General features: G+C 66.3%; 22 protein-coding genes. 12 read left to right on the top strand and 10 right to left on the bottom strand.

Features of this window, described 5'->3' with window-relative positions:
- Window positions 1-165: 165 nt before the first annotated feature.
- The 3 genes from OHB12_RS09200 to OHB12_RS09190 all read right to left on the bottom strand — a co-directional run bounded on the left by OHB12_RS09200 (window position 166) and on the right by OHB12_RS09190 (window position 3,256).
- On the bottom strand, window positions 166-1,164 hold the full coding sequence (locus tag OHB12_RS09200; RefSeq protein WP_327118037.1) for a DUF4185 domain-containing protein: 999 nt from the start codon (window positions 1,162-1,164) through the stop codon (window positions 166-168).
- Window positions 1,165-1,425: 261 nt separating this feature from the next.
- Window positions 1,426-2,736 (bottom strand): FAD-dependent oxidoreductase, encoded by a 1,311-nt coding sequence (locus OHB12_RS09195; RefSeq protein WP_327118035.1) that lies wholly within the window; start codon window positions 2,734-2,736, stop codon window positions 1,426-1,428.
- A gap of 34 nt (window positions 2,737-2,770) precedes the next feature.
- Window positions 2,771-3,256 (bottom strand): MarR family winged helix-turn-helix transcriptional regulator, encoded by a 486-nt coding sequence (locus OHB12_RS09190; RefSeq protein WP_327118033.1) that lies wholly within the window; start codon window positions 3,254-3,256, stop codon window positions 2,771-2,773.
- A gap of 527 nt (window positions 3,257-3,783) precedes the next feature.
- Here OHB12_RS09190 and OHB12_RS09185 point away from each other — a divergent pair.
- Complete coding sequence (locus OHB12_RS09185; RefSeq protein WP_327118031.1) at window positions 3,784-3,981, top strand: three-helix bundle dimerization domain-containing protein; 198 nt, start codon at window positions 3,784-3,786, stop codon at window positions 3,979-3,981.
- A 12-nt stretch (window positions 3,982-3,993) separates the two neighbouring features.
- Window positions 3,994-4,251 (top strand): hypothetical protein, encoded by a 258-nt coding sequence (locus OHB12_RS09180; protein ID WP_327118029.1) that lies wholly within the window; start codon window positions 3,994-3,996, stop codon window positions 4,249-4,251.
- 6 nt (window positions 4,252-4,257) lie between these two features.
- Here the strand turns inward: OHB12_RS09180 and OHB12_RS09175 are convergent, their stop codons facing one another.
- From OHB12_RS09175 to OHB12_RS09155, 5 genes are all read right to left on the bottom strand, one after another.
- Window positions 4,258-5,109 (bottom strand): serine/threonine-protein kinase, encoded by an 852-nt coding sequence (locus OHB12_RS09175; protein ID WP_327118027.1) that lies wholly within the window; start codon window positions 5,107-5,109, stop codon window positions 4,258-4,260.
- A 124-nt stretch (window positions 5,110-5,233) separates the two neighbouring features.
- Window positions 5,234-5,632 (bottom strand): rhodanese-like domain-containing protein, encoded by a 399-nt coding sequence (locus OHB12_RS09170; RefSeq protein WP_327118025.1) that lies wholly within the window; start codon window positions 5,630-5,632, stop codon window positions 5,234-5,236.
- Window positions 5,633-5,731: 99 nt separating this feature from the next.
- On the bottom strand, window positions 5,732-6,256 hold the full coding sequence (locus OHB12_RS09165) for a cysteine dioxygenase (protein ID WP_327118023.1): 525 nt from the start codon (window positions 6,254-6,256) through the stop codon (window positions 5,732-5,734).
- A gap of 556 nt (window positions 6,257-6,812) precedes the next feature.
- Complete coding sequence (locus OHB12_RS09160) at window positions 6,813-7,535, bottom strand: L,D-transpeptidase family protein (protein WP_327118021.1); 723 nt, start codon at window positions 7,533-7,535, stop codon at window positions 6,813-6,815.
- A 491-nt stretch (window positions 7,536-8,026) separates the two neighbouring features.
- A complete protein-coding gene (locus tag OHB12_RS09155) occupies window positions 8,027-8,788 on the bottom strand; it encodes a PP2C family protein-serine/threonine phosphatase (protein WP_327118019.1) in 762 nt (253 codons plus the stop codon).
- Window positions 8,789-9,234: 446 nt separating this feature from the next.
- On the opposite strand from OHB12_RS09155, the gene OHB12_RS09150 reads away from it, so the two are divergent.
- From OHB12_RS09150 to OHB12_RS09115, 8 genes are all read left to right on the top strand, one after another.
- On the top strand, window positions 9,235-10,884 hold the full coding sequence (locus tag OHB12_RS09150; protein ID WP_327118017.1) for a sulfatase-like hydrolase/transferase: 1,650 nt from the start codon (window positions 9,235-9,237) through the stop codon (window positions 10,882-10,884).
- A gap of 692 nt (window positions 10,885-11,576) precedes the next feature.
- Window positions 11,577-12,803: a hypothetical protein gene (locus OHB12_RS09145; RefSeq protein WP_327118015.1), complete on the top strand. Its 1,227-nt coding sequence runs from the start codon at window positions 11,577-11,579 to the stop codon at window positions 12,801-12,803.
- Window positions 12,804-12,907: 104 nt separating this feature from the next.
- Window positions 12,908-13,888, top strand: a complete 981-nt coding sequence (locus OHB12_RS09140) for a glutamate ABC transporter substrate-binding protein (RefSeq protein WP_327118013.1) — start codon at window positions 12,908-12,910, stop codon at window positions 13,886-13,888.
- A complete protein-coding gene (locus OHB12_RS09135) occupies window positions 13,885-14,058 on the top strand; it encodes a hypothetical protein (RefSeq protein WP_327118011.1) in 174 nt (57 codons plus the stop codon). The genes OHB12_RS09140 and OHB12_RS09135 overlap by 4 nt, the downstream gene beginning before the upstream one ends.
- The gene (locus OHB12_RS09130) at window positions 14,055-16,352 is read left to right on the top strand and encodes a serine/threonine-protein kinase (protein WP_327118009.1); all 2,298 of its coding nucleotides are present in this window, start codon (window positions 14,055-14,057) and stop codon (window positions 16,350-16,352) included. The genes OHB12_RS09135 and OHB12_RS09130 overlap by 4 nt, the downstream gene beginning before the upstream one ends.
- Window positions 16,349-17,374 (top strand): PP2C family serine/threonine-protein phosphatase, encoded by a 1,026-nt coding sequence (locus OHB12_RS09125; protein ID WP_327118007.1) that lies wholly within the window; start codon window positions 16,349-16,351, stop codon window positions 17,372-17,374. The genes OHB12_RS09130 and OHB12_RS09125 overlap by 4 nt, the downstream gene beginning before the upstream one ends.
- A gap of 24 nt (window positions 17,375-17,398) precedes the next feature.
- The gene (locus tag OHB12_RS09120; protein ID WP_327118005.1) at window positions 17,399-18,736 is read left to right on the top strand and encodes a vWA domain-containing protein; all 1,338 of its coding nucleotides are present in this window, start codon (window positions 17,399-17,401) and stop codon (window positions 18,734-18,736) included.
- Between the two features lie 77 nt (window positions 18,737-18,813).
- On the top strand, window positions 18,814-19,500 hold the full coding sequence (locus OHB12_RS09115) for an FHA domain-containing protein (protein ID WP_327118003.1): 687 nt from the start codon (window positions 18,814-18,816) through the stop codon (window positions 19,498-19,500).
- A 363-nt stretch (window positions 19,501-19,863) separates the two neighbouring features.
- On the opposite strand, the gene OHB12_RS09110 is transcribed toward OHB12_RS09115, so the two are convergent.
- Window positions 19,864-20,064 carry a hypothetical protein gene (locus tag OHB12_RS09110; protein ID WP_327118001.1) on the bottom strand — a complete coding sequence of 67 codons (201 nt, stop codon included), beginning with the start codon at window positions 20,062-20,064 and terminating at the stop codon, window positions 19,864-19,866.
- A gap of 470 nt (window positions 20,065-20,534) precedes the next feature.
- Between OHB12_RS09110 and OHB12_RS09105 the strand changes: the two genes are divergently transcribed.
- Both OHB12_RS09105 and OHB12_RS09100 read left to right on the top strand, forming a co-directional pair.
- Window positions 20,535-21,689 (top strand): FIST signal transduction protein, encoded by a 1,155-nt coding sequence (locus tag OHB12_RS09105; RefSeq protein WP_327117999.1) that lies wholly within the window; start codon window positions 20,535-20,537, stop codon window positions 21,687-21,689.
- Window positions 21,686-22,435, top strand: a complete 750-nt coding sequence (locus OHB12_RS09100; RefSeq protein ID WP_327117997.1) for a Mut7-C RNAse domain-containing protein — start codon at window positions 21,686-21,688, stop codon at window positions 22,433-22,435. Before OHB12_RS09105 ends, OHB12_RS09100 begins: the two co-directional genes overlap by 4 nt.
- Window positions 22,436-22,766: 331 nt before the next feature.
- Here OHB12_RS09100 and OHB12_RS09095 read toward each other — a convergent pair whose 3' ends face one another.
- Window positions 22,767-24,035, bottom strand: coding sequence for a hypothetical protein (locus OHB12_RS09095; protein ID WP_327117995.1), 1,269 nt, complete (start codon window positions 24,033-24,035; stop codon window positions 22,767-22,769).
- Between the last annotated feature and the right edge of the window lie 672 nt (window positions 24,036-24,707).

Here is a 24,707-nt window from a genome sequence, read left to right as displayed (position 1 = left end):
CAACGGCGGTACAGTCGCCTGCACGAGCCCGGCTGAGGCACGGATGCGGTGGGGCGAGATATCGCGGTGATGCCCCAGGCCATGGCTCGGGGCCGGTCGAGGGCGGCGCGGTGGGAGGCGCGCCGCCCGAGAGCCGTCACCCGGGCCGGGTCGGATCCGATGGGTCTAGGCGATCGGAACGGCCGACCAGATGCCGAAGATTCGAAATTGCATTGCGCGATAGGGGTTACCGGATTCTGCCCATTCGCTCACGATCATGCAGAATGCGCCGTCGAACCTGCTGTCTGGGTGGACATAACAGCCGTAGAGGCGGGGCACGATATCCGGGCCGCCCAGCACCCACGGCGACCCCTTGACCGGCCGGTACGTCCTGGCCGTCCGCCAATTATCGGTAATCCTCCCGGCCACCTTGACGAAGGAACTGTAAGCGCCCGCGTCGAAACCGGACATCACCCAGTTCCCCTGTATCCGGCGAAGCCCGATCTCGCCGAGCCTGGTGCCATCGGCCAGTATGCCCAGTCGCGGATCACTGCCCGGATCTCGGCCCCAGCCCCAGTTCTGGCCGTTCCATCCCCACCCCTGCCAGGCGGCCGGGTTGGTGAGGTCGGCATGATTCTCGCGCACCCGCCACAACAACATGTTCTTGTTGCGGGCGAGCCCTCCGGTGGAGATGATATAGACGTAACCGTCACCACCGCGCTCCCAGGAAATCATGGTGCGTTTGCCACCGAACACACTGGTCGACCACCGAATTGCGGTGTCGGTCCAGTTCTCCCCGTTGTCATCGGAATAGTGGATCTCACACCACCGCTCGTTCCCAAGGCCCTGAGTCACCATCACCCACAAATAGATTCGGCTACCGATGGTTATCGCATCACAGGGCAATACGGTCGAGAATTCCGGATTGTCGTGGACGTAATCCCACAACTGTCGAGCGCCACGTGCGGCCGATTGGAACTCGATCGGTTCGGCCATGTCGTGGGTGTTGCTTCGCAGCAACATCGGCGAACGCCAGTTCGGTCCGCCTACCGCGGGCTCGGTGCCCGCGAACGTGTCACCGGAAACGAATCCGATGTCACCACTCGGCATCCTGAACGGGATAAATAGATCCGAGCCGCCGATGTCGGCCATCCGGAGCGGATTCAGATTCTTGATCTTGGTCATCGCGGGACCCCCCTTGATTCGTATTGTGTTGCGTCCCGGACAGCTTGTACAGCGCACCGAGATAGCAGACCTACACGACCAGTATCGGGTTCGGTGACTGGAGCGTTGCCCGTTCTGCCCGATCTCCTCGCGAGACACGCCGCCGGGACGGCACCTGGGAGTGGGCCTGCCACTGCACATCCGGGACGAACCCGAGATTCACCTGATTCGGCAGCGGCGTTCCCCCGGCTTCTCGCGGCCGATCCCTCGATACGGAGACCGTCAGTCGGCGCCCAGCTCGGCGAACATCCTTCGTTTCAGCGCCGGAACCGATCGGGCGACGCGGAACACCGTCTTCGCCATGGCCCGCGCGACGCGACTGTCGGACACCGTCTGATTGGCGGTGGTGAGCGAAGCGCGCACCGCTGCGAATCCGTAGTCGATCATCTGCGCCTCGTATCCATGGATGGCCTGGAGCACCGGCAGCTCGCCACGGTCGGCGGCGACGAGGTTCGCGCACAGCAGCCGGGCATCGCGCAGTGCGACATTGGCGCCGATACCGCGGAACGGGGTCATGCTGTGCACCGCGTCGCCGAGCAGGGTGACCGCAGTGGTCTCCCACGGCTCGACCGGAACCGAGGTGCGGATCGGGATGAGGGTCACCGTGTCGGTGGCGGATTCGCCGACCAGCCGGCGCAACTGTGGCGACCAACCCGCGATCATCCGGTCGACGAGCTCGTGCAGTTCCCGCGCGCTGAGTGATTCCAGCTCACGGTCGGTGGCGTAGTCCGCGCGTTTGGCGGCGAACGCCCAGAACACGTAGGGCTGAGTGTTGTCGAAGAGAACGCCGGGGACCAACTCGGCGGCACCGTCGTTCCCGCCGACACGCTCGGCAGTCGGCTGCTCGAATTCGTGTGGAGCGATGAACATACCGAAGCTCTTCGGGGGCATGACAGACAGCGGCGAATTCAAGAACTCGGGCGCGATTTTCGCCCGGCTCTCCGCAGTGAGCGCGAATTTGCCGGCCACAGTGACGATTCCGGTGTCCACCCGATCGGCATGCGGCAGCAGCTGTGCCCGCACACGAGAGGTTCCGCCGTCGGCGCCGACCAATACATCACCGATTGCAGAAGTGCCGTCGGCGAAGTGGGCCTCGACCCGGCCGTCGGGGAGCTGCCGGTATCCGGTGACGGCCGTGCCGTAATGCACGAGGTCGTCCAGTTCGGCGAGCAGGATCTGTCGCAAGGTGATCCGGCTGATGCCGTAGTGCCTGCCCTTGCCCGGAGCGACGGCAGTCTCGGGGTCGAGGCTGACGAGCTCCTTCATCTGCTCGGTGACGAAGCCGAATCCGTTGCCGCCCTTGCCCGAATTGTCGATGAAGGCTCGGAACAGCTCCGGTGAGAGGAGCTCCTGCAGCGCGCGGCTGCCAGGTGGATTGATGTGGATGCGGAATCCCTGGACCCGGTCGGTCCGATGCCGATCGCGCTCGTAGACCGTGACGCTGACACCGGCCTTGCGCAGCCCGTTGGCAAGGGCGAGGCCGCCGATGCCGCCACCTGCGACGAGTACGTGCAGCGGAATTCTGTTGGACATCAGTCTTTCCCTTTCGATGGCGTCGTGGATGTCGTCAGCCCCGGCTCCAGCCGAAGGGGTTGCCGCGCCGGGTGTTTGCCCGGTTCTGTTGTTCGGTCCCGAGCCGGGCCCAGGATTCGATCAGCCGGTCGAGCAGGCCGGTGAGGGCGACGACGTCCTCGGCGTTCCAGTCGGCGACGACCGCGCCGAAGACCTGGTCACCGATCTGCAGGAACTGCCGCAACTCGATGCGGCCCGCCTCGGTCGCGTCGACAAGCACCGCCCGCCGGTCGGCTGGATCGGGGGTGGTGGTCACCAGCCCCGCGTCGGCCAGTGCCTTGACATGCCGGGTGACCGAGGACGGCAACGCGTCCAGTCGCTCGGCGACCTCACCGGCCCGCAGCGGGCCGTCCTCTGCGGCCGACTGAAGCACCCCGACCCGAACCGGGTCATAGGCCCTGGAAGTCCCCTGGCGCATCGCCTCCGCGAAGCGGCTGGTCGTGCGAGCCAGCTCGGAAACCTGCTCTTTGTTTGCTTCCATGAAACAACAGTATATTACTTGCTTCTGTGAAGCAATAGATTCGCAAGTTGGGTGTGACTCGAGCCCGTGCTGCGGCCGTTGGGGTGTGCCAAGGGGTGCCCGCAGTCGGATTCCGCTGCGCGCCAGTCGTGTTGATGGTCCGCCACGGTCGCTGCGGCGAACTCCAGTGCCGCATTCGATGCGTCGGCCGCTACCTGCCTGCGGCGCAGCCGGTTTCGCGTATATCTATTCAGGCATTGTCGCGATGGTTGCCAGTTGGTCTCAGCTAGGCCAACCGCCAAAAGTCCTGCGCCGCCATTGATCGTACCGTCGAGCAACGGTACATTAGTTAGCGTGACGATCTGGCACTTCAGCGTACGCCGGTCCGTCACGAAGTTACTGTCTCGCCGTACTACCCAGGGCGGACAGCAAGACAGTGCCGAAGAGCATCGAGACGCCCCGCCAGGGCCGTGCGGTCACTTCCGGGGAAGCCATGATGCGGGTCGGCGTGCTTGTTCGCATACAAACCACCGAGCAGGGACCGAGCCATGCAAAACGACGAGGCTACGCAGATCCGGTATGTCGTCGCGCGACTCACGGAGTGCCATTCAGAGCTGACCGCCGAGACCATCGCGTCGGTTGTCCAACGAATCCACAAACGCTTCATGGGCGCGTCGGTGCGCGAGTTCGTCCCGCTACTCGTCGAACGTCGCGCCGGTCGAGAACTGGCCGAAACCTCGAGGTGACACGAGCCGACGGTGAACGACCACGCTGACAAGGCTCAGGCCACGGTGTTCTTCGACTTGCTGGTCGCGGAGGCAGACGAGTTGGCCTACTTCATCGAAGCGATGAAACGCGCAGGGCCATCGGGTCCTGCGGGACGCACCACAGAGCTGCGTCGGCTCCGGACCGAACTGCATGAGGTCCTCCGCTGCATCTCCCAGATCCGCCGCAGATTCCCCGGGGTCTCCGCGGCGGGATCACTATCCGAGAGGGAATTGGCTGACCGACCCTAATCGGGGTCATTCGGATGGTTCGATACCACGCAACGCGTGGGCGATCAGCCGGATCGGCTCCGCGCAGGTGGCATATCGCGCGAACGGATCCTTAGCCAGCGACTTGTCCAGGATCGAGTCGACCGCGTGCGGAATCCAGTGCCGACGCCACGAGACGTCCGGCGGATGCTTATGCAGCTGCGCCTCTGCGAGCGCGAACCGAGTCGACCGGAGGAACGGCGGGTGACCGGTGAGCAATTCGACCGCCGAGCACGCGAGCGAGTACTGATCGGTCGCCGGATACAGCTTCTCGCCCCGCAACAACTCCGGCGCCGCATATGGAATCGACCCCACCACGAAGCCACCGGGGGCCACCGGTTCGACCTCCTCCCATCGGCGAGCCGTCCCGAAATCGGTGAGCATCACGGTCCTCGGATCGCCATGGCCGACAAGGATGTTCGACGGTTTGACGTCGAGGTGAGCCACACCCCGCGCGTGCGCGTAGTCCAGACCCTCCGCGATTCCGGCGAGCACATTCAGCGCCAGCGCCAGATCCGGACTCTTGTGCGGCGCCGGCGCCAGCGCAGATGCGGTTACACCGTCGACATACTCGGTCGCGAGCCATAACAAGCCTTCGGACTCGCCATGCGCATACACCTGCACGATGTGCGGGTGATGCAACGCGTGCGCGATATCGAACTCGTCGCGAAACCGGCCCCTCGCCACCTCGGACCGGCCGTCGGCGCCGCTCAGGATCTTCAGCGCCACCGCCCGCGACCGTTCCGGATCCTCTGCGAGGTACACTTCGCTGCTGCCGCCACGTCCCAGCGGCGCTCGGACGACATACTCCGCGAACCGGGCTCCTGGACTGAGCAACACCGGCACAGCCTAGAGCCACCACAACAATCTCGTCGACCAGCGGAGGTCACCAACCGACCGGTCGAGACGGCGGTCATACCTGCCGGGAATCGCTCGCCGAAACTGCTGCGAGGCGGCGCGGTGGCTACGGCACCGCTTGCGTTCCTCCCGGTACCACTGGCAACCCGGCTGCCTTCCACGCTCGGAATCCACCGATGAGGTCGGTGACGTGACGCAAGCCGAGGCGGCGTGCGTCGGCCGCGGCGAGACTTGACGCGTAGCCCTCGTTGCACAGGATCACCACCGGAGTGTCCGTGGTGATGCTCGGTAGCCGGTGGTCGCCGTTCGGATCGAGGCGCCACTCCAGCACGATCCGCTCGACCACCACCGCACCGGGAATCTCTCCTTCGGCAAGCCGGTTCGCGTACGGCCGGATATCCACCACGAGAGCTCCGTCGGTCTGCAACGCCGCCGCCTGCTCCGGGGCGACCCGATCCAGCTGTGCTCGGGCCAGGGCGACCATCTCCTCGGCGCCTGTGCTCATCGTTCGCTCCGCTCACTCATAACTCCGCCTCGCCGGCGCTCGACTCCATCATGACCGAGCGATGCTCGGCTGTGCCCACCGAGCGCTCACTGCGCTCACTCATGCGCCCGCGAAATCTGTGAGCGTTCGGTACTCGCGGACCGGCCGCAGCGGTGGCGAATACGCATGCACTGTCGCGGCGGGGCGCGCGCTGCGGTTGCGGAGCTGGTGCGCCCGATCGGGTCCGAATGCGACCGTGTCGCCGGCATGCCATTCCGCGGTCCGGACCGGCCCACCGGTGTGCAGGTATTCCTCGCTGAGTTCGCCGATGGCGACGGTGAACGCACCGGACGCGCCGCCGTGGTCGTGCGGTTCGGTGCCTTGTCCCGGAGCCCACGACAGCAGCCACAGTTCGACGCCCATGGTCAGTGCCAGTCGGGTCCACCAGCGTTCCTCGGCGCCGAACCGCACGATGTCCAGCAGCGGCGTCGCCAATTCACCAGCCACCTCGCTGGTCAGTTTGTGCAGTTCCGCGGGTGACCACAGCGCTCGGTCCGGATGGATGGCATCCCGAACCAGCGGCACATCGATGTCGGGAAGGATATCGCGAGTGTGCTTGAGATTCACCGCGAGGGAAGTGGTCACATGTGCTCCTGACGTGGTCGTGCGGACAATCCGGTGTAGCTACAGCACCGTGGCGAACCCGGCGCGGAGGCGGACAAGGATGTCGTCTACCGCGCCGTGCCGACCGCGCCTCGAACGAGTCCGCAGTGACACCGAGCGGACGCTATTGGCTCCGTCGGCGCCGAACGGCCATCTACGGGGTGCGGTTGTGCCGCTTGGATTATCCGCCATCAAGGCGCGTATGCCACCAAACACAATCAGCGCGAGTAAAATTCGAGGGCCTGATCAGAGGACATTGTCGCCACTTTCGCTATCGAGCCGGGCGGCCGGCCGTCGATGCCGCAGGGTTGTCCGACACGCCGGACACCGTGGTCGCATCCGATCTGCCCTATCGACGATGATTTTCGGAGCGGAAGAGAGCTGACTACCAGGAGATCCAGCTGAACGGGCGGTCGTTGGACGTGATCGTCGACGAGCCGCAGCCAGCTCGTCGATCACCATCCGGTCAGGTCGGCTTTTCGCGGCGGCCCGCACCGCCTACCAGCACGATACGAATCCGGCCTGCCCAGGGGGTGATTCAAGTGGAGTACATGCCGATGACCGGCTTTCTCGAGGGTTGGAGGGTGGTCAGGAGGGTGCGCATGACTTCGTCGGCGACCGCGACGCAGCCTGCGGTTGGCCTACCGGCTTCGACGTGGACAAAGAAGGCCGACCCCTTCTTCGGCACGACAGGAAAGCGGTTGTAGTCGATGACCAGCGCGTAGTTGTATTGCGGCTCGGTTCTCCCGAGGTTCTCGCTCACAGTGGTGTCGAACGGGCAGTCGGCCTCGACGCACTGGTATTTCTGGTTGTACAGCGGGCTTCTCGTGTCGGATATCCACCACCAGGTGTTCGACGAGTCGACCGACAGGTAGGGAAGTTTCGCACCCACATCGGACAACCGGCCGAAGCCTTCGGTCAACGCGAATGTTCCCTCCGGTGTGTACCTGGAGCCTTCCTCGGCTTCCTTCGAAATCCCTTCCGCGCCGACCCACGCCGACACCGTGAACGTGCGTTCCCAGTGCCGGAGCCTGTTTCGCTGCCACAGTTCCAACGTTCCGTGGTCGGCGCCGACCGGCGCCGTCACCCAAACAACCTGTGTGCCGGGGACGGTAGCCGGGTCGAACGGCGGCCGGTCGCCGGTGATACCGGGCAGCAGTACGATGCCGAGCACCGCGACGGCCACCGTCGCGGTCGCCAGAATGATCGTGATGGACCGCCGCGCGCCCCTGCCTCGGGCACCACTGTCAGCCAACTCCATTCACGCTCCTGCGATTCAGGCTTCGGTGGGCACACCACGCCCAGGTCATGCTGCCGCGAAACAACTCGCACAGCAGGTTATAGGAGAGGGCGCCGTCAGCCGACCAGTTCCCGCCGGATCGGTAGCGGCTGGATCTCGCAACCGAGTAGGCGGCAGCACCGCACTCACCCTCCCGGTGCGACATTCCACGTGATCAAGCGCCGCGTAATGACCTGGGCCGCCGCCGGGTAGCCCATCGGCGCTGTTTCAGGCGGGCGGGACGTCACTGCGGGACGCCAACCGGGTATCGACGTCGGTTCCGGCCGCTGATTGTCCGTGGGCTCGTTTGGCTGACCTCCAGCCACGACACTGGAGGACCCGTTTCCCATGTCACCGCGAACCGCTTCGGTTCCTCGCGCTGCTCGACGACACCATTCGCGTTGTGGCGAGATGGCGAGGCGGGCGGAGATCGAGCTCTCCGGCGGGCCGCGCCGACGGCCGCGTGGAATGGCTTATGAGATATTCGGCACTGGGGGACGGTAGTCCGCGACAAGGGCGGTGGCGTTGTCGGTTCCTCCGGTACGGAGGGCGGTGTCCACCAAGGTGTTCGCGATGGCCCCGACTGTGTTGCCGTCCGCGAGCAGGGCTTTAATCGTAGCGATGCCGAGTGGCTTGTGCACGCCGTCGGTGCTCAGCAGCAATCTGCCCGTGCTCGATCCGGTCACGGCGTAACCGATATCGGCCGCACGCACGGTGCGCGCCGAGGTGGTGACGAGATGGTTCATGCGTGGTGGAGGAACGAGCCCACGGGCTCGCCAGAACTCGGCGACGGTGTGATCGGTGGTGATCTGGTGCAGCACCCGCCCGTTCCACCGATACGCGCGACAATCACCGACCCACGCCACCTCACAGGGCCGATCCGGCCGACCCGCGGCGGGCAGTACCGCGACGACGAGCACACTGTCGGCCGACGGCTCCGGAAACTCGTGCAGCAATACCTGTTGCGCCACAAGAATTCCCGCTCGAGCCCCGGCGCGCGCACCTACCCGCGCCGCGGTCGAGGCAACCATGCGCGCCGCTCTGGCGGCAAGCAGATGATCCCCGACACCGTCGGCGACGACGAACGCTGTCGCCCCGGTCACCACGTCGGTCTCGGCAGCCACCGCATCAGCGTTGATCGCCCGCGCCCCACGCCGGCTCGCCGAATCCCCCAACGCTCCGGCAAGCCCCAGAATCTCGATCCGCGGCAGGCCCGATGTAGTGGCAGTATGCATGGCTGACCTCCTCGGGGCCGGATCTTGCTCGGTGAGCACCCTCTCAATACAGCGCCCCACTCCGTGCGCTCCGCCAGAATTACCCGTGTATTTGCTGTGAAGTCGCTCTCGATCAGGTCACGGCGCGCGTCCTGAGCAGTCCCCGGGTTCTGGTCGGCATGGGTCAACACCACCGCGCGGCCGGTGCCCGGCACCGGATGGCGCACCGCGCAGGGGAGGCGCGACCGCCGACCGAACCCGGCGCACGCGGGCTCGGGGAAGTCGACGCGATCGCACTCGTGGCCGCCTTGAACCCTTTCGCGGGACTACTCACTTATAGTGCCGATGGCCATCGAGTTCGGCACCAGGCGGGGTTCCCCGGATCTGTCGCGACATTTCCGACGGGTGCCGACTGATCCAGATCTGAGAAAACCGAGATGTGCGACATTCCGTGAATGGAGTAAAGCGTGTCGATCAACAGGCGTGGGTTCTTTGTCCGCGGTGCCGCGGCCGCGACGGCTGCCACCGCGATGTCGGGCGCGACCGGGGCCGGCAAAGCCCGCGCCGATATCGACCCTGACCGGCCGAATATCCTCGTGGTGCTCGTGGACGAGATGCGCGCGCCGATGTGGTTCCCCGACCAGGAAGCGTTGGACGGGATACTGCCGAATATCGCTCGAATTCGCCGAGCCGCTGTGTCATTCGAGCAGCACTACACCGCGGCGAACGACTGCACACCGTCGCGTGGGGTCCTGCTGACCGGCTTGTACTCACATCAGACCGGCTGCATGATGACCTCGCAGTCGACATTGTCGCCGCTGTTCCCCACTTGGGGCTCGATGATCCGTGAACACGGATATGAGACAGCGTGGTGGGGGAAATGGCATCTCGGGCACGACTCGGACACTGATCCGGGGTCGCTGGCGAATTACGGATTCGCGGGCGGCACCTATCCATCGCCCAACGGGGCGCCCGGCCAGGGCTTGCAGATGGACCCTGCGATCGTCGACCAATTCCTCGCCTGGCTGGACGCGGAAGCAGGTCGAGGGCCGTGGTGCTGCACGGTGTCGCTGGTCAATCCGCACGACATCCAGTGGTGGCCCCGATGGACCCGACGCCTTCAAGCGCAGCTCGATATTCCACGCTGGATGAACGACCTGCCCGCGAACTACGAAACTCTCGAACAGCTGGCCGAGAAGCCACGCCTGCAGATGGCGTTGGTAGAAGCCTCGGCAGTCGCGTTCGGGATGGCACCCTACGGAACTCCCGGTGCCGAGCAGCAGTGGATCGACATGCGCAACCTCTACCTGTGGCTGCAGCAGCAGGTCGACATCCAGATCGGCCGGGTACTCGACGGGCTGCACCAGCGCCCGGATGTCGCCGCCAACACTGTGATCGTCTTCACCTCCGACCACGGGGACTATGCCGGCTCGCACGGGCTGCACGGCAAAGGTGGCGCGGCCTATGACGAGGCGATCCGAGTGCCGCTGTATGTGCACGATCCCCGCGGCCTGCTGAGCCCCACGTCTTCCACCAGTCTCCGCGGACAGCTCACTTCCAGCGCCGATATCACCCCGCTGCTGCTGACGATCGCCACCGGCGGGAGCGAATGGCGGGGGGACGCGAGGTACGTACACCTCGCCGATCGCCTCGACATCGCCGCTCTGTGCCGCGATAGGGGCGCTCCCGGGCGGCCATGGATCGTCCATGCCACCGACGAACCCACCATCGAAGAAGTAGCCGTCCTCTTCAACCAGAATGCGCCCGGACACGTCGCAGCGGTGCGCACCGCCGCCGCCAAATACGTGTCCTACTCACACTTCGTCAACGGACGTATAGAAATCGATCCGGCTCAGCAACAAGAATACGAGCTCTACGACTACGCCGCGGCGGGCGGACAACTCGAACTCGACAACCAATCCGCACGCAACAGTGAGCTGCGCGCCCAGATGGAACCGCTACTGCAACAAGCCATTGTCGAACTGAACCAGCCGCTTCCACCTTACCTGCGCCAAGCGCAGGAACAAGGCTGGGCGGACCGCCTGGCACAGGAACACAACATCCTCGCAATCGCACAGCACACGCTGGGCGAACTACAAAACGTGCTCCCCAAATAGTCCCGACCGCTGTCCACTGTGCCGGCTGATCCCGACACCGCCGCCGCTGACTTCTCGGCCGCCGAACCACTTCTTCACGGCTGCAGCAGAACTCGGGTGAGTGGGTGACCTCGGCCTTCGAACGCTGCCTTGATCAGAACCCGCTCCGCCGTATCAGGCTGCGGCGGCGCTCTCTCGACTACGACCACATCCGCAAACCCGCCCCGCCCATCGTCGCTACACACCAACGAGATCAGCATCTCCATCCTTATTTCTCCGATCCGCTTTCCTTAGCTTGAGCATGCCGGCTGGGTACGGCGAACTTGCCCGAATCCACGGCGGCGAACCGATCGACGGCGGCGACATCTGTCCGCACAGCGGCTGGCCAGCACGTACACCACCGCGGTAAAGGCGCAGTTCGCACCGGACGGTCGCAAGCGGCGAGCATGCGCTGAGTATTGTGTCGAGCCATTGTCGAGGGCGCTCTTGCGGATCCGGCGAACAGCCGCCGATTCGTCCGGCGTGCGCGCGGGACAATCGAATTCGCCGGGCGGCGCGTCAGTGCACGGCTGGATGCACGCAGTTCCGCGATCCCCGGCGAACTGAATCAGCCTCCCGTACACTGTCGCGATCGGAGACACCCGCTGGCAATCGGATTGGGGAACGGTGTGGGACCTCGCGTACCGGCGAGCATCCGCAACGGAGGATTGTGGGTGCGACGCCTCGCCGCGACGACGCCCGGCGCGATCGGCGCGATCATCGTCGTCTCGGCCGTGCTGTGCCTGATCGCCGGACTCACTTGCGCGAATCAATTGAATGGCAAGGTAGCTCGGCGTGATGCGGTGCTGGAGCGCACCGAGCCGGTGGCCTATGCGGCGCAGAGTCTGTATGTCGCACTGTCAGCGGCCGACGCGCTGGCGGCCGCGGCGTTCCTGTCCGGCGGTATCGAGTCACCGGAGGTGCGCACCGGATACCAGCAGGCGCTGGCCGATGCGGCGGCCGCGCTGGCGGAGGCGACGACAGGCGCCTCTGATGATCTGACCCGCCGGATCGTCGCACAGATTTCCGCTGAACTGCCCGCGTACACCGGGCTGGTCGAGGCGGCGCGTGCGAACAACCGCCAGGGGTTTCCGGTCGGCTCGGCATACCTGCGAGAGGCGTCGAGCCTGATGCAGCGGTCACTGCTGCCGAGCGCCGAACGGCTCAGCAGTCAGCGCTTGGCGGCGGTCCGTGCCGATCAGCGGGATATCGGCGCCCTGCCGCTGACCAGTATCGTGCTGCTGCTGTTGGTACTGATCGCCTGCGGCGCAGGCTCGTTCGTGCTGTTGCGGCTGACTAATCGTCGCCTGAACGTGGGGTTGGCCGCCGCGGGTGGCGCGGCAGCCATCGCGCTGGTGTGGACCGTCGGGGCGACCTTGATCGCCGCGGCGTCCGTCGAGACCGGCCGATCCAGCGTGACCAGCCGGTTCGAGGCGCTGGCCCAGGCCAGGATTCTGGCTCAGCAGGCCAGGACCGATGAGACGTTGCAGTTGGTCACTCGCGGCGATATCTCGGCGGGCGAGCATGATTTCGTCATTCACACGACAGCTCTGCGGGATCGCCTGGCGAACGCGACGGGCCCGGATTCGGTTGCCTCGCAAGGATTCTCGAGGTGGGTCGCCGGGCATCGCAGGCAGCTCGATGCGTACGAGGCGGCGAACTATCCCGCGGCGGTGACGCAGGCGATCGGTTCCGGTGCGGACAGTTCGGCGACCAGATTCGCGGATCTGGACCGCGAGGTGCGTGACCAGCTCGCCGCCACGCGGGCCGAACTACGCGAGGGAGTCGACTCCGCGGGGGATGCGCTGGCCTGGAGTCCCGCGGGCACGTTGGTGCTGCTGTTGGTCGCAGGGGGCGCGGTCGTCGTCGGATTGTGGCCGCGACTGCAGGAGTTCTTGTGAGTGCGCGAAAGACGGAATGAGGCCACCCGATGCAGATCCGCGGCTGGATACGAGACCGACCGAGAACCCGAGGTCATCGGAGGATCGCGCGTAAGGCGGTTCTGGTGAGCAGGCGACTGTCGCCGTTCGAAGCGGCGGTTCTGGTCGGTGTGGCGGCGCTGGTGACCGCCTGCGGTTCCGGCACCTCCACTCGCGCGCCGATGACGCTCGGCCGGGTGAACCCGCTGCCGCCCGGCGCAGCGGAGATCACCAGCGCACCGCACCAGCGCGGTGACAAAACCTGCGATGCGACAGCGAGTCTGCGGCCCGGCCCGCTGGCGCAACCCGGCTCTATGCCACCAGGTTCGGCGATGGCGAAGATCGTCGCGAACGGTCGGGTCCGGGTCGGGGTGGAGCAGAACACCTACCTGTTCGGGTTCCGCAATCCGCAGACCGGTCAGGTGGAGGGTTTCGATATCGACCTCGCGCGGGAGATCGCCCGCGCCCTGTTCGGCGACCCGGAGCGGATCGAGCTGCGCACGGTCCCCTCGGCCGAACGTATCGACGCGCTGCGCGACAACGAGGTCGATCTGATCGTGAACACCTTCTCTGCCACCTGCGAACGTGCGAAGGACGTCGACTTCTCCAGCGTGTACTACGTTTCGGCGCAACGAATTCTGGTGGCCAAGAACTCCGGCATCCGTTCCCCGGACGACCTTGCGGGAAAACGTGTCTGCGCCGCGCACGGCAGCACCTCGGCGGAGCCGCTGTTCGCCCTTCCTGCGCGGCCGACGGTCATCGGGACGACCAGCTGGACCGACTGCCTGGCGGCGATACAGCAGGGACACGTCGACGCGGTCAGCACGGACGAGACGATCCTGCACGGACTCGCGATGCAGGACGCCAATCTCGAAGTCGTCGGCGATCCGCTGGGGCGGGACAACTATGCGATCGGTCTGCCGAAGGGGAACTCCGAACTCGTCCGCTTCGTCAACGGCGTACTCGACCGGATCCGCTCCGACGGCACCTGGGATCGGATGTACCGCACCCGGCTCAGCGTGCTCGGCCCGTCGCCAGGTCCACCGGCCCCGCGGTACCGGGAATGACCTCGACCATCACGCGGGTTCCTCCACTCGGCGAGGATCTCGACGTTCCCACCTCGAATCGGATCGCGGCGGGCCGGCTTTCATGGACACTATGGGAGCTGACGGTGGTCACCCGCCCGGTCCCCGACTGTCGGCACATCATGGCGGAGAAAGCGGGGAAGAACGCATGACCTGCGGCGAGCCCGGGTGCGGCGGAATTGTCGAGGACGGCTACTGCGTGGTGTGTGGCACGGCGCCCATCAAGGAAAGCGTGGCATCGGCGCCGCCTGCGCGGCCGGCGGGCCGTCTGTGCACCGAGTCGCGTTGCGCCGGAACGATTGTCGACGGATACTGCGACGCTTGCGGCACTGCTCCCACCGCGGCTGCTGTCGTGGGCACTCGCCCCGCCGGCAGATCGGCGCGGACCAGCCGGTCCTCGTCGTCCAGCGCCACGGCTCGCGGCAGGCTCGGCGCAGGCATGGTGGATGTGCCGCGGGTGCCGCGGATCGACCCGTTGCGAGCGGTCATGGCGGCACCGCATGTTGCCGAGAGCAAGCGCTACTGCGGGAAATGCGAGCAGCCGGTCGGCCGGACCCGCGACGGAAAGCCTGGGCGCACCGAGGGTTTCTGCGCCAACTGCGGCACCAGGTTCTCCTTCAGCCCGAAGCTGGTCAAGGGCGACCTGATCGGCGGCCAGTACGAGGTGGCAGGATGCCTGGCGCACGGCGGCCTCGGCTGGATCTACCTGGCGACCGACCACCGGGTCAACGACCGCTGGGTGGTGTTGAAGGGCCTGTTGAACTCGGGCGATTCGGACGCACTGCGAGCCGCGGTGGCCGAGCGTCGCTTCCTCGCGGAGGTCGACCATCCGAATATCGTCAAGATCCACAACTTCACCGAGCACACCGGATCCGACGGTACCGCGGTCGGTTACATCGTGATGGAGTACGTTGGCGGCACCTCGCTGAAGCAGATCCTGCGCGACCGCCTTGACATGGACGGCTCGCATCTGCCGCCCGCTCAGGCCATCGCCTACATCCTGGAGATGCTGCCCGCGCTCGGCTACCTGCATTCGCGCGGTCGCGCGTACTGCGATTTCAAACCGGACAACGTGATGCAGACCGATGAGCAGCTGAAGCTCATCGACCTGGGCGCGGTGATCGAGATGGACGACAACGACAGCCCCATTTACGGCACTATCGGCTACCAGGCTCCCGAGATCGCCGAGACCGGGCCGACGGTCGCCACCGAGGTGTACTCCATCGGGCGAACACTCGCAGTACTGATCATGACCGTGCCGCACCAGGACGGGCACATCGACGCGCTGCCCGGTCCGGACACCGAGCCGCTGCTGGCCTTCTACGAGTCGCTGTACCGGTTCCTGCTGCGTGCTACGGATCCCGATCCGCAGGCCCGGTTCTCCTCGACGGTGGAGATGTCCGATCAGCTCGTCGGCGTGCTGCGCGAGGTGTTGTCGACCGACGACGGTATTCCTCGCCCGGGAATGTCGAACTACTTCGGCCCGCCGCGGGCGGTGTTCGGGCTCGGTGGTGTGCCACTGGACCCGCGTGCGGTCATCGCCGCACTGCCGGTGCCGTTGGTGGATGCCGCCGACAGCGGGGCGACGCTGTTGGCGACGACGAACGGCACCGATCCCAGCGAACTGGAGCTTGCGTTCGCCGCTGGGCTGCGATCGGTTGTCACCGGTGGCGCCGAATCGGTGGAGATCCCGCTGCGCCTGGTGCGCGCAGGCCTCGAAGTGGGCGCGGTCGAGTACGCCCATCGGCGGCTCGACGAGCTCTCCTCGAACCTGCCCGGCGATTGGCGGTTAGCCTGGTACCGCGGCCAGGCGCGGCTTCTTGAAGGCGATTTCGGCAGGGCTGCAAAGGAATTCGACGCCGTGTACGCGGCCCTGCCCGGTGAACCCGCACCGAAGTTGGCCCTCGCCGCGGTGACGGAACTGTTCGGCAGTGATCCCGGACGGGCGGCGCGGCACTACGCGACGGTCTGGCACACCGATCACACCTTCGTCAGCGCCGTCTTCGGTCTCGCGCGACTGCGTACTGCCGTCGGTGACCATGCGGGCGCGGTGGCGGTGCTCGATCAAGTGGATCAAACCTCCGCATTGTTCACCGAGGCCAGAATCGCCGCGGTGGAAGCCCTGCTCGCTGATCGGGCCCCCGCGCAGCTGACCGAATGGGTACTGCGCGAAGCGGGTAGTCGAGTGGAGCGACTGGCACTGGACTCGAGACATCGTGTCGCTCAGATACGGATGCGGGTGCTGGCCGCCGCGCTCGGTTGGTTGCGTGCCGGCAAGGCTCCCTCATATCCGGCTCCGCTGTTGGGCGCCGAGCTGAATCAGGACGGCGTGCGCACCGGCCTCGAGCAGTGCTATCGCGAGCTGGCCCGCGGAACCGACGACTTGTGGACGCGGATCGAGCTGGTCGACAAGGCGAACGCGATCCGGCCGAGGACCACGCTGTGACCGCGGCCGTATGCCCGGACTGCGCCGCGGAAGTCGACGCCGAGGACAAATACTGCGAAGCCTGCGGACGCGAGCTCAGCATTCGACGGGTTGCTCTGCCGCGCAATGACATTCCATCGACAGCGTGCGCCGGTTGCGGCGCGACACGGTACGACGCCGACCGTTACTGCGTCCGATGCGGCGAACTGAGCCGTGCGCCCGATCGCTGCGAGGCAGACCTGGGTGCGGTGTGTGTGCTGACCGATCGCGGCATCGCGCACGCGCACAACGAGGACGCCGTGGCCGCCGCAGTGCTCGACGGCGATGTTCCCGGACGGCCCGCAGCCCTGGTGATCGTCGTCTGTGATGGAGTCTCCACCTCGGAGAACCCGCAGGCGGCCTCGGGTGCGGCGGCGCGCGCCGGTGTCGATGCCGCAGTGGCGGCGCTGGCAGGGGAACGGTCCGCCGACGCGGCGGTGATGGCAGGGCTCGAGGCGGCGGCGCAGGCTGTCCGCGCCACAGCGGCGCACGAAAGGCATTCCCCCTCCTGCACGTACGTCTCGGCCGTCGTGCGCGATCGTGGCGTCGCGGGGGTGGAGATCGCGGTTGCCAATGTGGGGGACAGCCGCGCGTATTGGCTGCGCACCGAGACGTCGCCGACTGCGCACGACGACGGCAACCCGCCCACACAGCGCCTGACAGTGGACGACTCGTGGGCACAGGCCCTCGTTGATGCTGGTGCCATGGATGAGGAGTCCGCAATGAATGATCCACGGGCTCATACGCTGCTACGCTGGCTCGGCGCGGACGGCGGGTCGCAACCCTGGTCGGACAACTGCGTGCGGACATTGCGCACAACGGGTCCTGGGATATTGCTGTTGTGCACCGACGGACTGTGGAACTACCAGTCTGATGCCGCATCGCTCGCCGCCATGGCCACTGGCGCCGTCCCACTGTCCGCCGCGCGTGAACTGGCCGAGTTCGCCCTGCGTAGCGGAGGCAGCGACAACATCACCGTCGCGCTCGCCCCCGTTCGCCCGTGACCGGTCCGACCGAGCAGGAGACGTATGTTGGGTTCTACTGACAGCAAAGGGATTTCGGTTGCCGTCGACCAGAACGAGTACTTGGGCGCCGGAGCTGGCACAGTAGATGCCGTGGTGACCGTCGAGGTGAGCAGCGACCTGATGGTGACCGCTCCGCCGCAGGAGCGAGTGGAGATCCTGATCATCGATTGCTCGGGTTCGATGGGTACGGGCCACAAGTTCGAGGGCGCGCGCAGCGCGACCTTGGCCGCGCTGGAGAAAGTGTCCGATGGCACGCAGTTCGCCATCGTCGAGGGCACCCATGTGGCGCGCTCGGTGTTTCCGACCAAGATTCCCTCGGTGCGCGCCGATCGCCGCTCCCGGGCTGCCGCGCGCCGCGCACTGAACCAGCTGCGTCCGCACGGTGGTACGGCGATGGGCACCTGGCTCGGCCAGGCCAGACAGCTGGCGACGCAGCATCCCGGCGCGATGGTGCACGCCATCCTGCTGACCGACGGCAAGAACGAACACGAGGAGCCGGAGACGCTGGCTGGGGAGATCAAGCTGTCGGAGGGAATGTTCACCTGCGACTGCCGCGGTGTCGGAACCGATTGGCGGGTGGACGAAGTGCGCTCCATTTCCTCGGCCCTGCACGGGACGGTGGACATCGTCAGGGATCCGGCGAACCTCGCGGCGGACTTCGCGGCCATGATGCAGACGTCGATGGCGAAGGCGATTCGGGAGCTGAAGCTGCGGGTGTGGACACCGCGGGGCGCGCGGGTGCAATTCGTCAAGCAGGTCGCGCCGACGATCGAAGACTTGACCGGACGCCGCGCCGAGTTCGGTCCGCAGGTGGGAGAGTACTCGCTGGGTGCGTGGGGCGTGGAGAACCGCGACTATCACCTCCAGGTCTGGGTGGAGCCCGCGGCACCGGGGCGGGAGAAGCTCGCTGCCCGGATCAGTGTGCTCGCGGGGGAGCAGATACTCGGCCAGGGGCTGGTTCGGGCGCTGTGGACCACCGACACCGCGCTGTCGGCCCGGATCAGCAGACGCGTCGCGCACTACACCGGGCAGGCCGAGCTGGCGCAGGCGGTGCGGGACGGGCTGGCGGCGCGAAAGAACGGCGACGCCGCGAGCGCGACCGCGAAGCTGCGCCGGGCGGTGGAGCTGGCCGAGGAGTCCGGCAACGAGGGCACGGCGAAGCTGCTGCGCGGCGTTGTCGAGGTCGACGAGCGCACCGGGACCGTGCGGCTGCGGTCGCACGTGGACGCGGCAGACGAGATGGCCTTGGACGCTCGGTCGACCAAGACGGCGCGGATACGGGAGGAGCTGCCCGTAGAGGCCGGCTCGACCAAGACCGCGCGGGTATGGAAGGAAATGTAGATGAGCGATCCGTATGCAGCCTTTCTCGCTGGAACCGACCGGACAAGGGCGGTCGGGATCAGATGGCAGGAGGGGTGATGGACATCTGTCCGGACGGTCATCTGTCCCTCGCGCCCTACCACTGCGATGTCTGCGGAAAGCCGGTCGGTGCACAGGCATCCGTCGCGGACGTGAACGTGTCGGCCGCGCTGTGTCCCTCCTGCGGTGCTGTGCGCACCGGTCGATTCTGTGAAGTGTGCGGGCGTGATTCGGCGCTTGCCCGGCCGTTGCAGCGCCCCGCGGAACCGGCGCCACCCGAACCGGCCGCCGCGGCACCGGCTACGCCCGAGCCGGCCGCCGCGGAACCGCCGCGCCCGGTCGCCTGGATCGCCACGATCGTCGCCGACCGGGAGTTCTACGATCGGGTCATCGCCCGCAAGGGTCCCGACGTCGAGCAGGTCGGCTTCCCCACCTACTATCCGGAGCGTCGAATCGTCTTGCACGGCAGCGAGATTCTGATCGGTAAGCGCAGCGTATCGCAAGGTATCGCGCCCGAAATCGATCTCGGCATCGCCCCCGCCGATATCGGTGTTTCGCGCGCGCATGCCATGATCCACGTCGATGGCCGCGGCCTGACCGTCACCGACCTCGGCTCGACCAACGGCACCAGCCTGAACGGCAGCGAGGACCTACTACCGCCCAAGGTTGCCGTTTCGCTGCGCAGCGGCGACCGCATCCACCTCGGCGGCTGGACCACCATCACGCTGTCCGCCGAACCCGCCTGAACGGCCGCACGCGGCGTTCGGGCAGGAAATCGCGCGGTTTGGTGGGCTCGGATAGGAGTTCTTGTACGGTCCAGCGACTGCGCGATCGTGGGGTCGGGTTGCCTCCCGGGCTGATCGCGTTCGGCCTGGTCGTCGTCGGCGCGTGCGCGGCCCGCACGGACTGCGGACTCACCTGCGACACAGGGCAATCAGCTATCTTCGGTTGCACCGAAGATAGCTGAGCGATCGGGCGAGCACAGATGTCGCGATCGTGCCGAACCCGTAGTCGGCCAGACGCTCATCTCGGTGCGGATTGTGCAACGGTATATGTCATCGCATCATCTACCGCGCGCATATCCGCGAAAGGCGTTGTGTTCGTGTCACCTACGGGCTGGGCTGGGGCACATTGCAATCCGCGATCTTCGGATTCAGGCCCATGTAGTTCAGCGGACCGGCGAGCACTGTCAGCGCGGTTGTGCCGAAGCCCGCGCAGTTGATCGGACCGCTGTCGAAATAGTCGCGCTGGCCTGCCGCGACCAAGCCGATGATCAACCAGGACAGGATCAGCAGACTTCCAAGACTCATGTTCTTCACGTGCATCGTTCCGGTCCTTCTCGCGCCTATGACCCGATTATCCGTCTCGCTGCGCGACGCGCCCGCAACTTCGACACCGATTGCGTGGCGCGTATTTCACCACGCCTCCAGCAGGGACGGCCACCGGTGTCGCCGGACCCGCACAGTTGAGCCCGACGGCGGGTGCCGACTCGGCTGACGAACGGTGACCGGTCGCCTTCAGCGATGCAATCGCCGGGAAAACCGAGTTCGAGTGGGACCGCCGCCTCGAGCGTACTTACCGCGTCCTCCGGTAACGACAGGTCGACAGCGCCCAGATTCGCCACGAACCGGGCGGCCTCCTGACGCCGAGCGCCACGTTCGACGCCGAAGACGCCACCATCGTGCTCGGCGTCGAGGGCTGAAAATACCGCGTCTCACCTGTGGAAATGCACTGTGTAGCAACAACGGCTGCGTTCGCGCGGGTTGGCTACGATGGAAGGGTGCGGATCGGAGTCGGGCTCTCCACCGCGCCCGAGGCGCGGCAGGCAGGCGTGGAAGCCGCAGCGCACGCGCGCGATCAGCTCGCGGGCGAGACGCTGTCGCTTGCCGTGCTGCTCACATCACGCGCCCACACCGACGAAGCCTCGGCCGTACTCGCCGGTGTCCACCAGACTGTCCGGGTGCCCGCACTGATCGGATGCGTGGCGCAGGCGGTCGTAGCAGGCCGCCGCGAGATAGCGGACGAGCCCGCGGTGGCAGTGTGGCTGGCATCCGGGTTGCCTGGTGCCGAGACCTTCCAGTTGGACTTCGTCCGCACGGCGACTGGAGGGCTGCTAGCCGGCTACCGCTTCGACAAGACCGCACGCGACTTCCATCTGCTGCTGCCGGACCCGTACTCGTTCCCGGCCGACCTGCTGCTCGAGCACTTGAATGCCGATCTTCCCGGCACCATCGTGATGGGCGGGCTGGTGAGCGGCGCACAGGGGGCGACCGGCAGCAGGCTGTTCCGCGACCGTGACGTTTCGACGTCCGGCGCGGTCGGCGTGCGGCTTCCCGGCCTGCGCGGTGTCCCGATCGTGTCGCAGGGCTGCCGGCCGATCGGGTACCCCTATATCGTCACCGGCGCGCGTGGCGCGCTGATCACCGAGCTCGGTGGTCAGCCACCGATCGAACGGTTGCGGGAGGTCATCGACATCCTGCCACCGGATCAGCAGGAACTGTTGACGCATGGCCTGCAGATCGGAATCGTGGCGGACGAGCATTTGGCAGCGCCTGGGCAGGGCGATTTCCTGATCCGTGGGCTCCTCGGTGCCGACCTGTCGAGTGGTGCGATCGAGATCGGCGAAGTCGTCGAGGTCGGCACGACCGTGCAGTTCCAGGTCCGCGACGCGGTCGGCGCGGACAGAGATCTGCGTGCGGCCCTCGAGCGTGCCAGCTCGGACCTGCCCGGGCGTCCGGCCGGTGCGTTGCTGTTCACATGCAACGGACGCGGCAAGCAGATGTTCGGGGTCGCGAATCACGACGCCGCGACCATCGAGGACTTGCTCGGCGGCATTCCGCTCGCGGGCTTCTTCGCCGCCGGCGAGATCGGCCCCATCGCGGGCCGCAATGCGCTGCACGGATTCACGGCATCGATGGCGCTGTTCGTCGAATGAGCGTCGACATCCGGGTCTACGCCGAGCTGAACGACTTCCTGCGGCCCGACGAGCGGTACACGGTGCTGCGCCGACTGTTCCGCCCGCACCAGACCGTGAAGGATGTCGTCGAGGCCGCCGGCATCCCGCACACCGAGGTCGACCTGGTTCTGGTCAACGGGCAACCGGTGGACTTCGACCATCACCCGCAGATCGGCGACCGGATCACGGCGTATCCCGTGTTCGAGACCCTCGACATCGGCCGGGTTACCAGGGTGCGCCCACGCCCGCTGCGCGAGCCGCGCTTCGTCGCCGACGTCAATCTCGGCGGACTCGCCAAGCTGATGCGGCTGATGGGCCTCGACGTTCACTGCCGCTGGGACGCCGACGACGCCCAACTCGCCGAGATGTCGGCGAACGAGCACCGGATCCTGCTCACCCGCGACCGCGGACTGCTGAAGCGGCGCAACGTCACTCACGGCGTATATGTCCGGTCGGACCAGCCGGTCGACCAGGTCGTCGAGGTGATCCGGCGGCTCGACCTCGTCGAGTGTCTGGCGCCGTTCACCCGGTGCCTGCGCTGCGGCGGCGCCGTCGCAGCGGTCGCGAAAGCCGAGGTCGAAGATCGGCTGGAACCGCTCACCCGCCGCTACTACGACACGTTCCGGCAGTGTCGCGACTGCGGTCGGATCTACTGGCCGGGTTCGCACCAGGTGCGGCTGGACGCGACGGTGGAGGCGATCCGCGCTGGGCTGGACCGATTCTGACCGGTGCGCCCAGCGGGCTCTGGTGGCGGACGTCTCTCGACTCCCGGACCGCGGGACCGGCTGGTCGGAGGCGCTCTCTGCTTCGCGCAGCGCTTGGAGTCGGTGAGCGCGCCCAGGTGGATGATGCACCGGTCTCGATCACTCGTGCGCCAGTCAGGTATCGTGTGCGGCGACCGGTCAGGTGGCGCCGGTCGTCGATCGGCCGGTCCGGATCACGGTCTGCGTCAGCCCGATTCCGGAACGTCTGGGCAGCCGCCGGTCGGGCAGGGCGGTGAGATTCCGGCACCCCGCAGGTGCGCGGCGCGGATGGTTTCGGCGCAGGCGCGTCGGATCAGGTTTCTGATGTTCGTTGGCGTGCGCGGCGTCGGCGAGGCCGTTGGACGAGCTTCAGACCGAACAGTAGGTCGGTGTTGCGAACAGGTGATGGTTGCTCGGACATGCGGAGAAGCCCAGCTTGTCGAATCCAGCTGTGGTGCCAGTGGTACAGGTCCGGGATGGTCAGCCCGCATGCCGCGGCGATCTTGCGCAGTCGGAAGCCCGCTCCGCCGATAGCTCCCGCGAACAGTTTGCTGTCGGATGTGTCGTGCATTTCCCGGTAGAGGCGGGCGGAGTGGAGCAACGGCCGTGCCAACGGCGGTATCACCCACACGTACAGGTCGGATGCGTGTGTGTAGCCGATCGGACCGTTGAAGATCAGCGCGTCTGCGGTGAGCGCGACGCAAGGAACCGCGTTGAGTTCGATCGCGGTGGCGCCGGTGAACAGCACGGTGGCGATCGCGGCCGCGTCGGCCAAGTTGGCGGTCCCGGCATGGATACGGGAGATGACCTCGTGATCGATCGGGACGGTCGTCAGCCCCGGACCGACTGAGTACGCCAGATCCGGCGGCAGGTCCAACCGCAGACCGTGAAGTAGGAACGCTGCTTGAGCGCCGCGAAGGCGGGTGATGGTATGTCCGCGGCTGGGACTGTCGGCGACGAGACCGCCGAGGAACCGGTACAGGCCCAGGATGTCGTTCCATTCTTCGACCAGGCCGGCGCCGCGACCGCTACGCAGGTGATCTGCGACGGAGAGACGGGGTTGAAGAACCGTGAGCATGTACTCGGCGAGGTCGGTATGCGCGCCGAGTCCGCTCCAATCGCCGTTTTGGTCCAGGTCGTGGTGGCATGGCTGGCCGCTGTTTTCGGCCAGCCATCGACAGGTTGCTCGGATTCCTTGGGTGTAGACGGCATCGATTCGTGCGAATTCGGCGGGCGGCAAGCTCCGGTAGGCATCCGCTCGGAACGTCGTGACGTCACCATCGGAGATTTGCGGCAACGGCTCGTCGCCGGCCGTCTCCGGCAACGTGACAATGCGCGACTGTCGGACTCTGATTTGTCGATAGCCGACCTGCCTGGTGGGTGCGTCGGTGAGCTCGTCGAGTTCGGCCGGCGCGGAACCCGCGCGGCGGGCCTCCAGCCACCGCCATAGGGTTTGCTCGGGCACACCCAGCTTCTGCGAGGTCGATCGCACTTGGTCGGCAGACAGAATTTTGTGCTCGTCGAGCTGACCCAGTCTGTCCAGTTCGGACAGACGCAGCGTGGGTACGCTTGCGTCGGCCACAACTACAACCTCCTGGATCGACAGACCCGCAACCTATTCGAGGGTTTCGGCATCAGTTGGAACGGGTTCCAGAGCATTCGATCACGTACCCGGCGGTAGGGACGCAAACTTTACCGAGTTTTGATGTTGCCTACCTCACCCCTTTACTTCGGGTCGACCGAAGCTTCGGTGAACTCTGGATAAACTATAGGGTGTCTCATGCCGCGGCTGATCCGACTCCGCCTCCGCCCGGGCAAATCGGTACCGGGACAGCGGACGTCGTTGCCCTCCGGCCGAGCGGGAATGCCTCACCTACTCCGTGACGACTCCAGCGCGAGAAGGATCGAGGATCCGAATGCTCACTGCGGCAACTGTCGGCGGAGGCGACAGTATGAGCTACGTCCGGACGCCTCAAAACGTTTGACGGACAACATGTTCAGCTCCTGCACTCGCAAGCTGTCGACCCGGATCGGTGTCAGCGTCGCACCACCCCGCCGCAAGCTTTCCGTTCCAATGAGTAAGCCGAACCTACACGCTGTTCCCATCCCTGTGCGGACACGGAGCAGTTCGCCGCCGCCGACCTCAGCGCGAATACCGTCAAGGACCCTGACGGTCCAGTGGTGTGTCGCTGGTCGCCGACGGACCGGACCGCTGCGCGTCAGGCCGGTCGTCTGCTCGACCTGCTCATCGATG

Source organism: Nocardia sp. NBC_01730 (assembly GCF_035920445.1).
Taxonomy (GTDB): Bacteria; Actinomycetota; Actinomycetes; order Mycobacteriales; family Mycobacteriaceae; genus Nocardia.
This window is presented reverse-complemented; position numbering and strand designations above follow the sequence as displayed.

Coding starts and splice junctions, on each gene's coding strand:
- OHB12_RS09200 (WP_327118037.1), bottom strand. CDS start 1,164: ATGACCAAGATCAAGAATCTGAATCCGCTCCGGATGGCCGACATCGGC.
- OHB12_RS09195 (WP_327118035.1), bottom strand. CDS start 2,736: ATGTCCAACAGAATTCCGCTGCACGTACTCGTCGCAGGTGGCGGCATC.
- OHB12_RS09190 (WP_327118033.1), bottom strand. CDS start 3,256: ATGGAAGCAAACAAAGAGCAGGTTTCCGAGCTGGCTCGCACGACCAGC.
- OHB12_RS09185 (WP_327118031.1), top strand. CDS start 3,784: ATGCAAAACGACGAGGCTACGCAGATCCGGTATGTCGTCGCGCGACTC.
- OHB12_RS09170 (WP_327118025.1), bottom strand. CDS start 5,632: ATGAGCACAGGCGCCGAGGAGATGGTCGCCCTGGCCCGAGCACAGCTG.
- OHB12_RS09160 (WP_327118021.1), bottom strand. CDS start 7,535: ATGGAGTTGGCTGACAGTGGTGCCCGAGGCAGGGGCGCGCGGCGGTCC.
- OHB12_RS09155 (WP_327118019.1), bottom strand. CDS start 8,788: ATGCATACTGCCACTACATCGGGCCTGCCGCGGATCGAGATTCTGGGG.
- OHB12_RS09135 (WP_327118011.1), top strand. CDS start 13,885: ATGACCTCGACCATCACGCGGGTTCCTCCACTCGGCGAGGATCTCGAC.
- OHB12_RS09130 (WP_327118009.1), top strand. CDS start 14,055: ATGACCTGCGGCGAGCCCGGGTGCGGCGGAATTGTCGAGGACGGCTAC.
- OHB12_RS09120 (WP_327118005.1), top strand. CDS start 17,399: ATGTTGGGTTCTACTGACAGCAAAGGGATTTCGGTTGCCGTCGACCAG.
- OHB12_RS09115 (WP_327118003.1), top strand. CDS start 18,814: ATGGACATCTGTCCGGACGGTCATCTGTCCCTCGCGCCCTACCACTGC.
- OHB12_RS09110 (WP_327118001.1), bottom strand. CDS start 20,064: ATGAGTCTTGGAAGTCTGCTGATCCTGTCCTGGTTGATCATCGGCTTG.
- OHB12_RS09100 (WP_327117997.1), top strand. CDS start 21,686: ATGAGCGTCGACATCCGGGTCTACGCCGAGCTGAACGACTTCCTGCGG.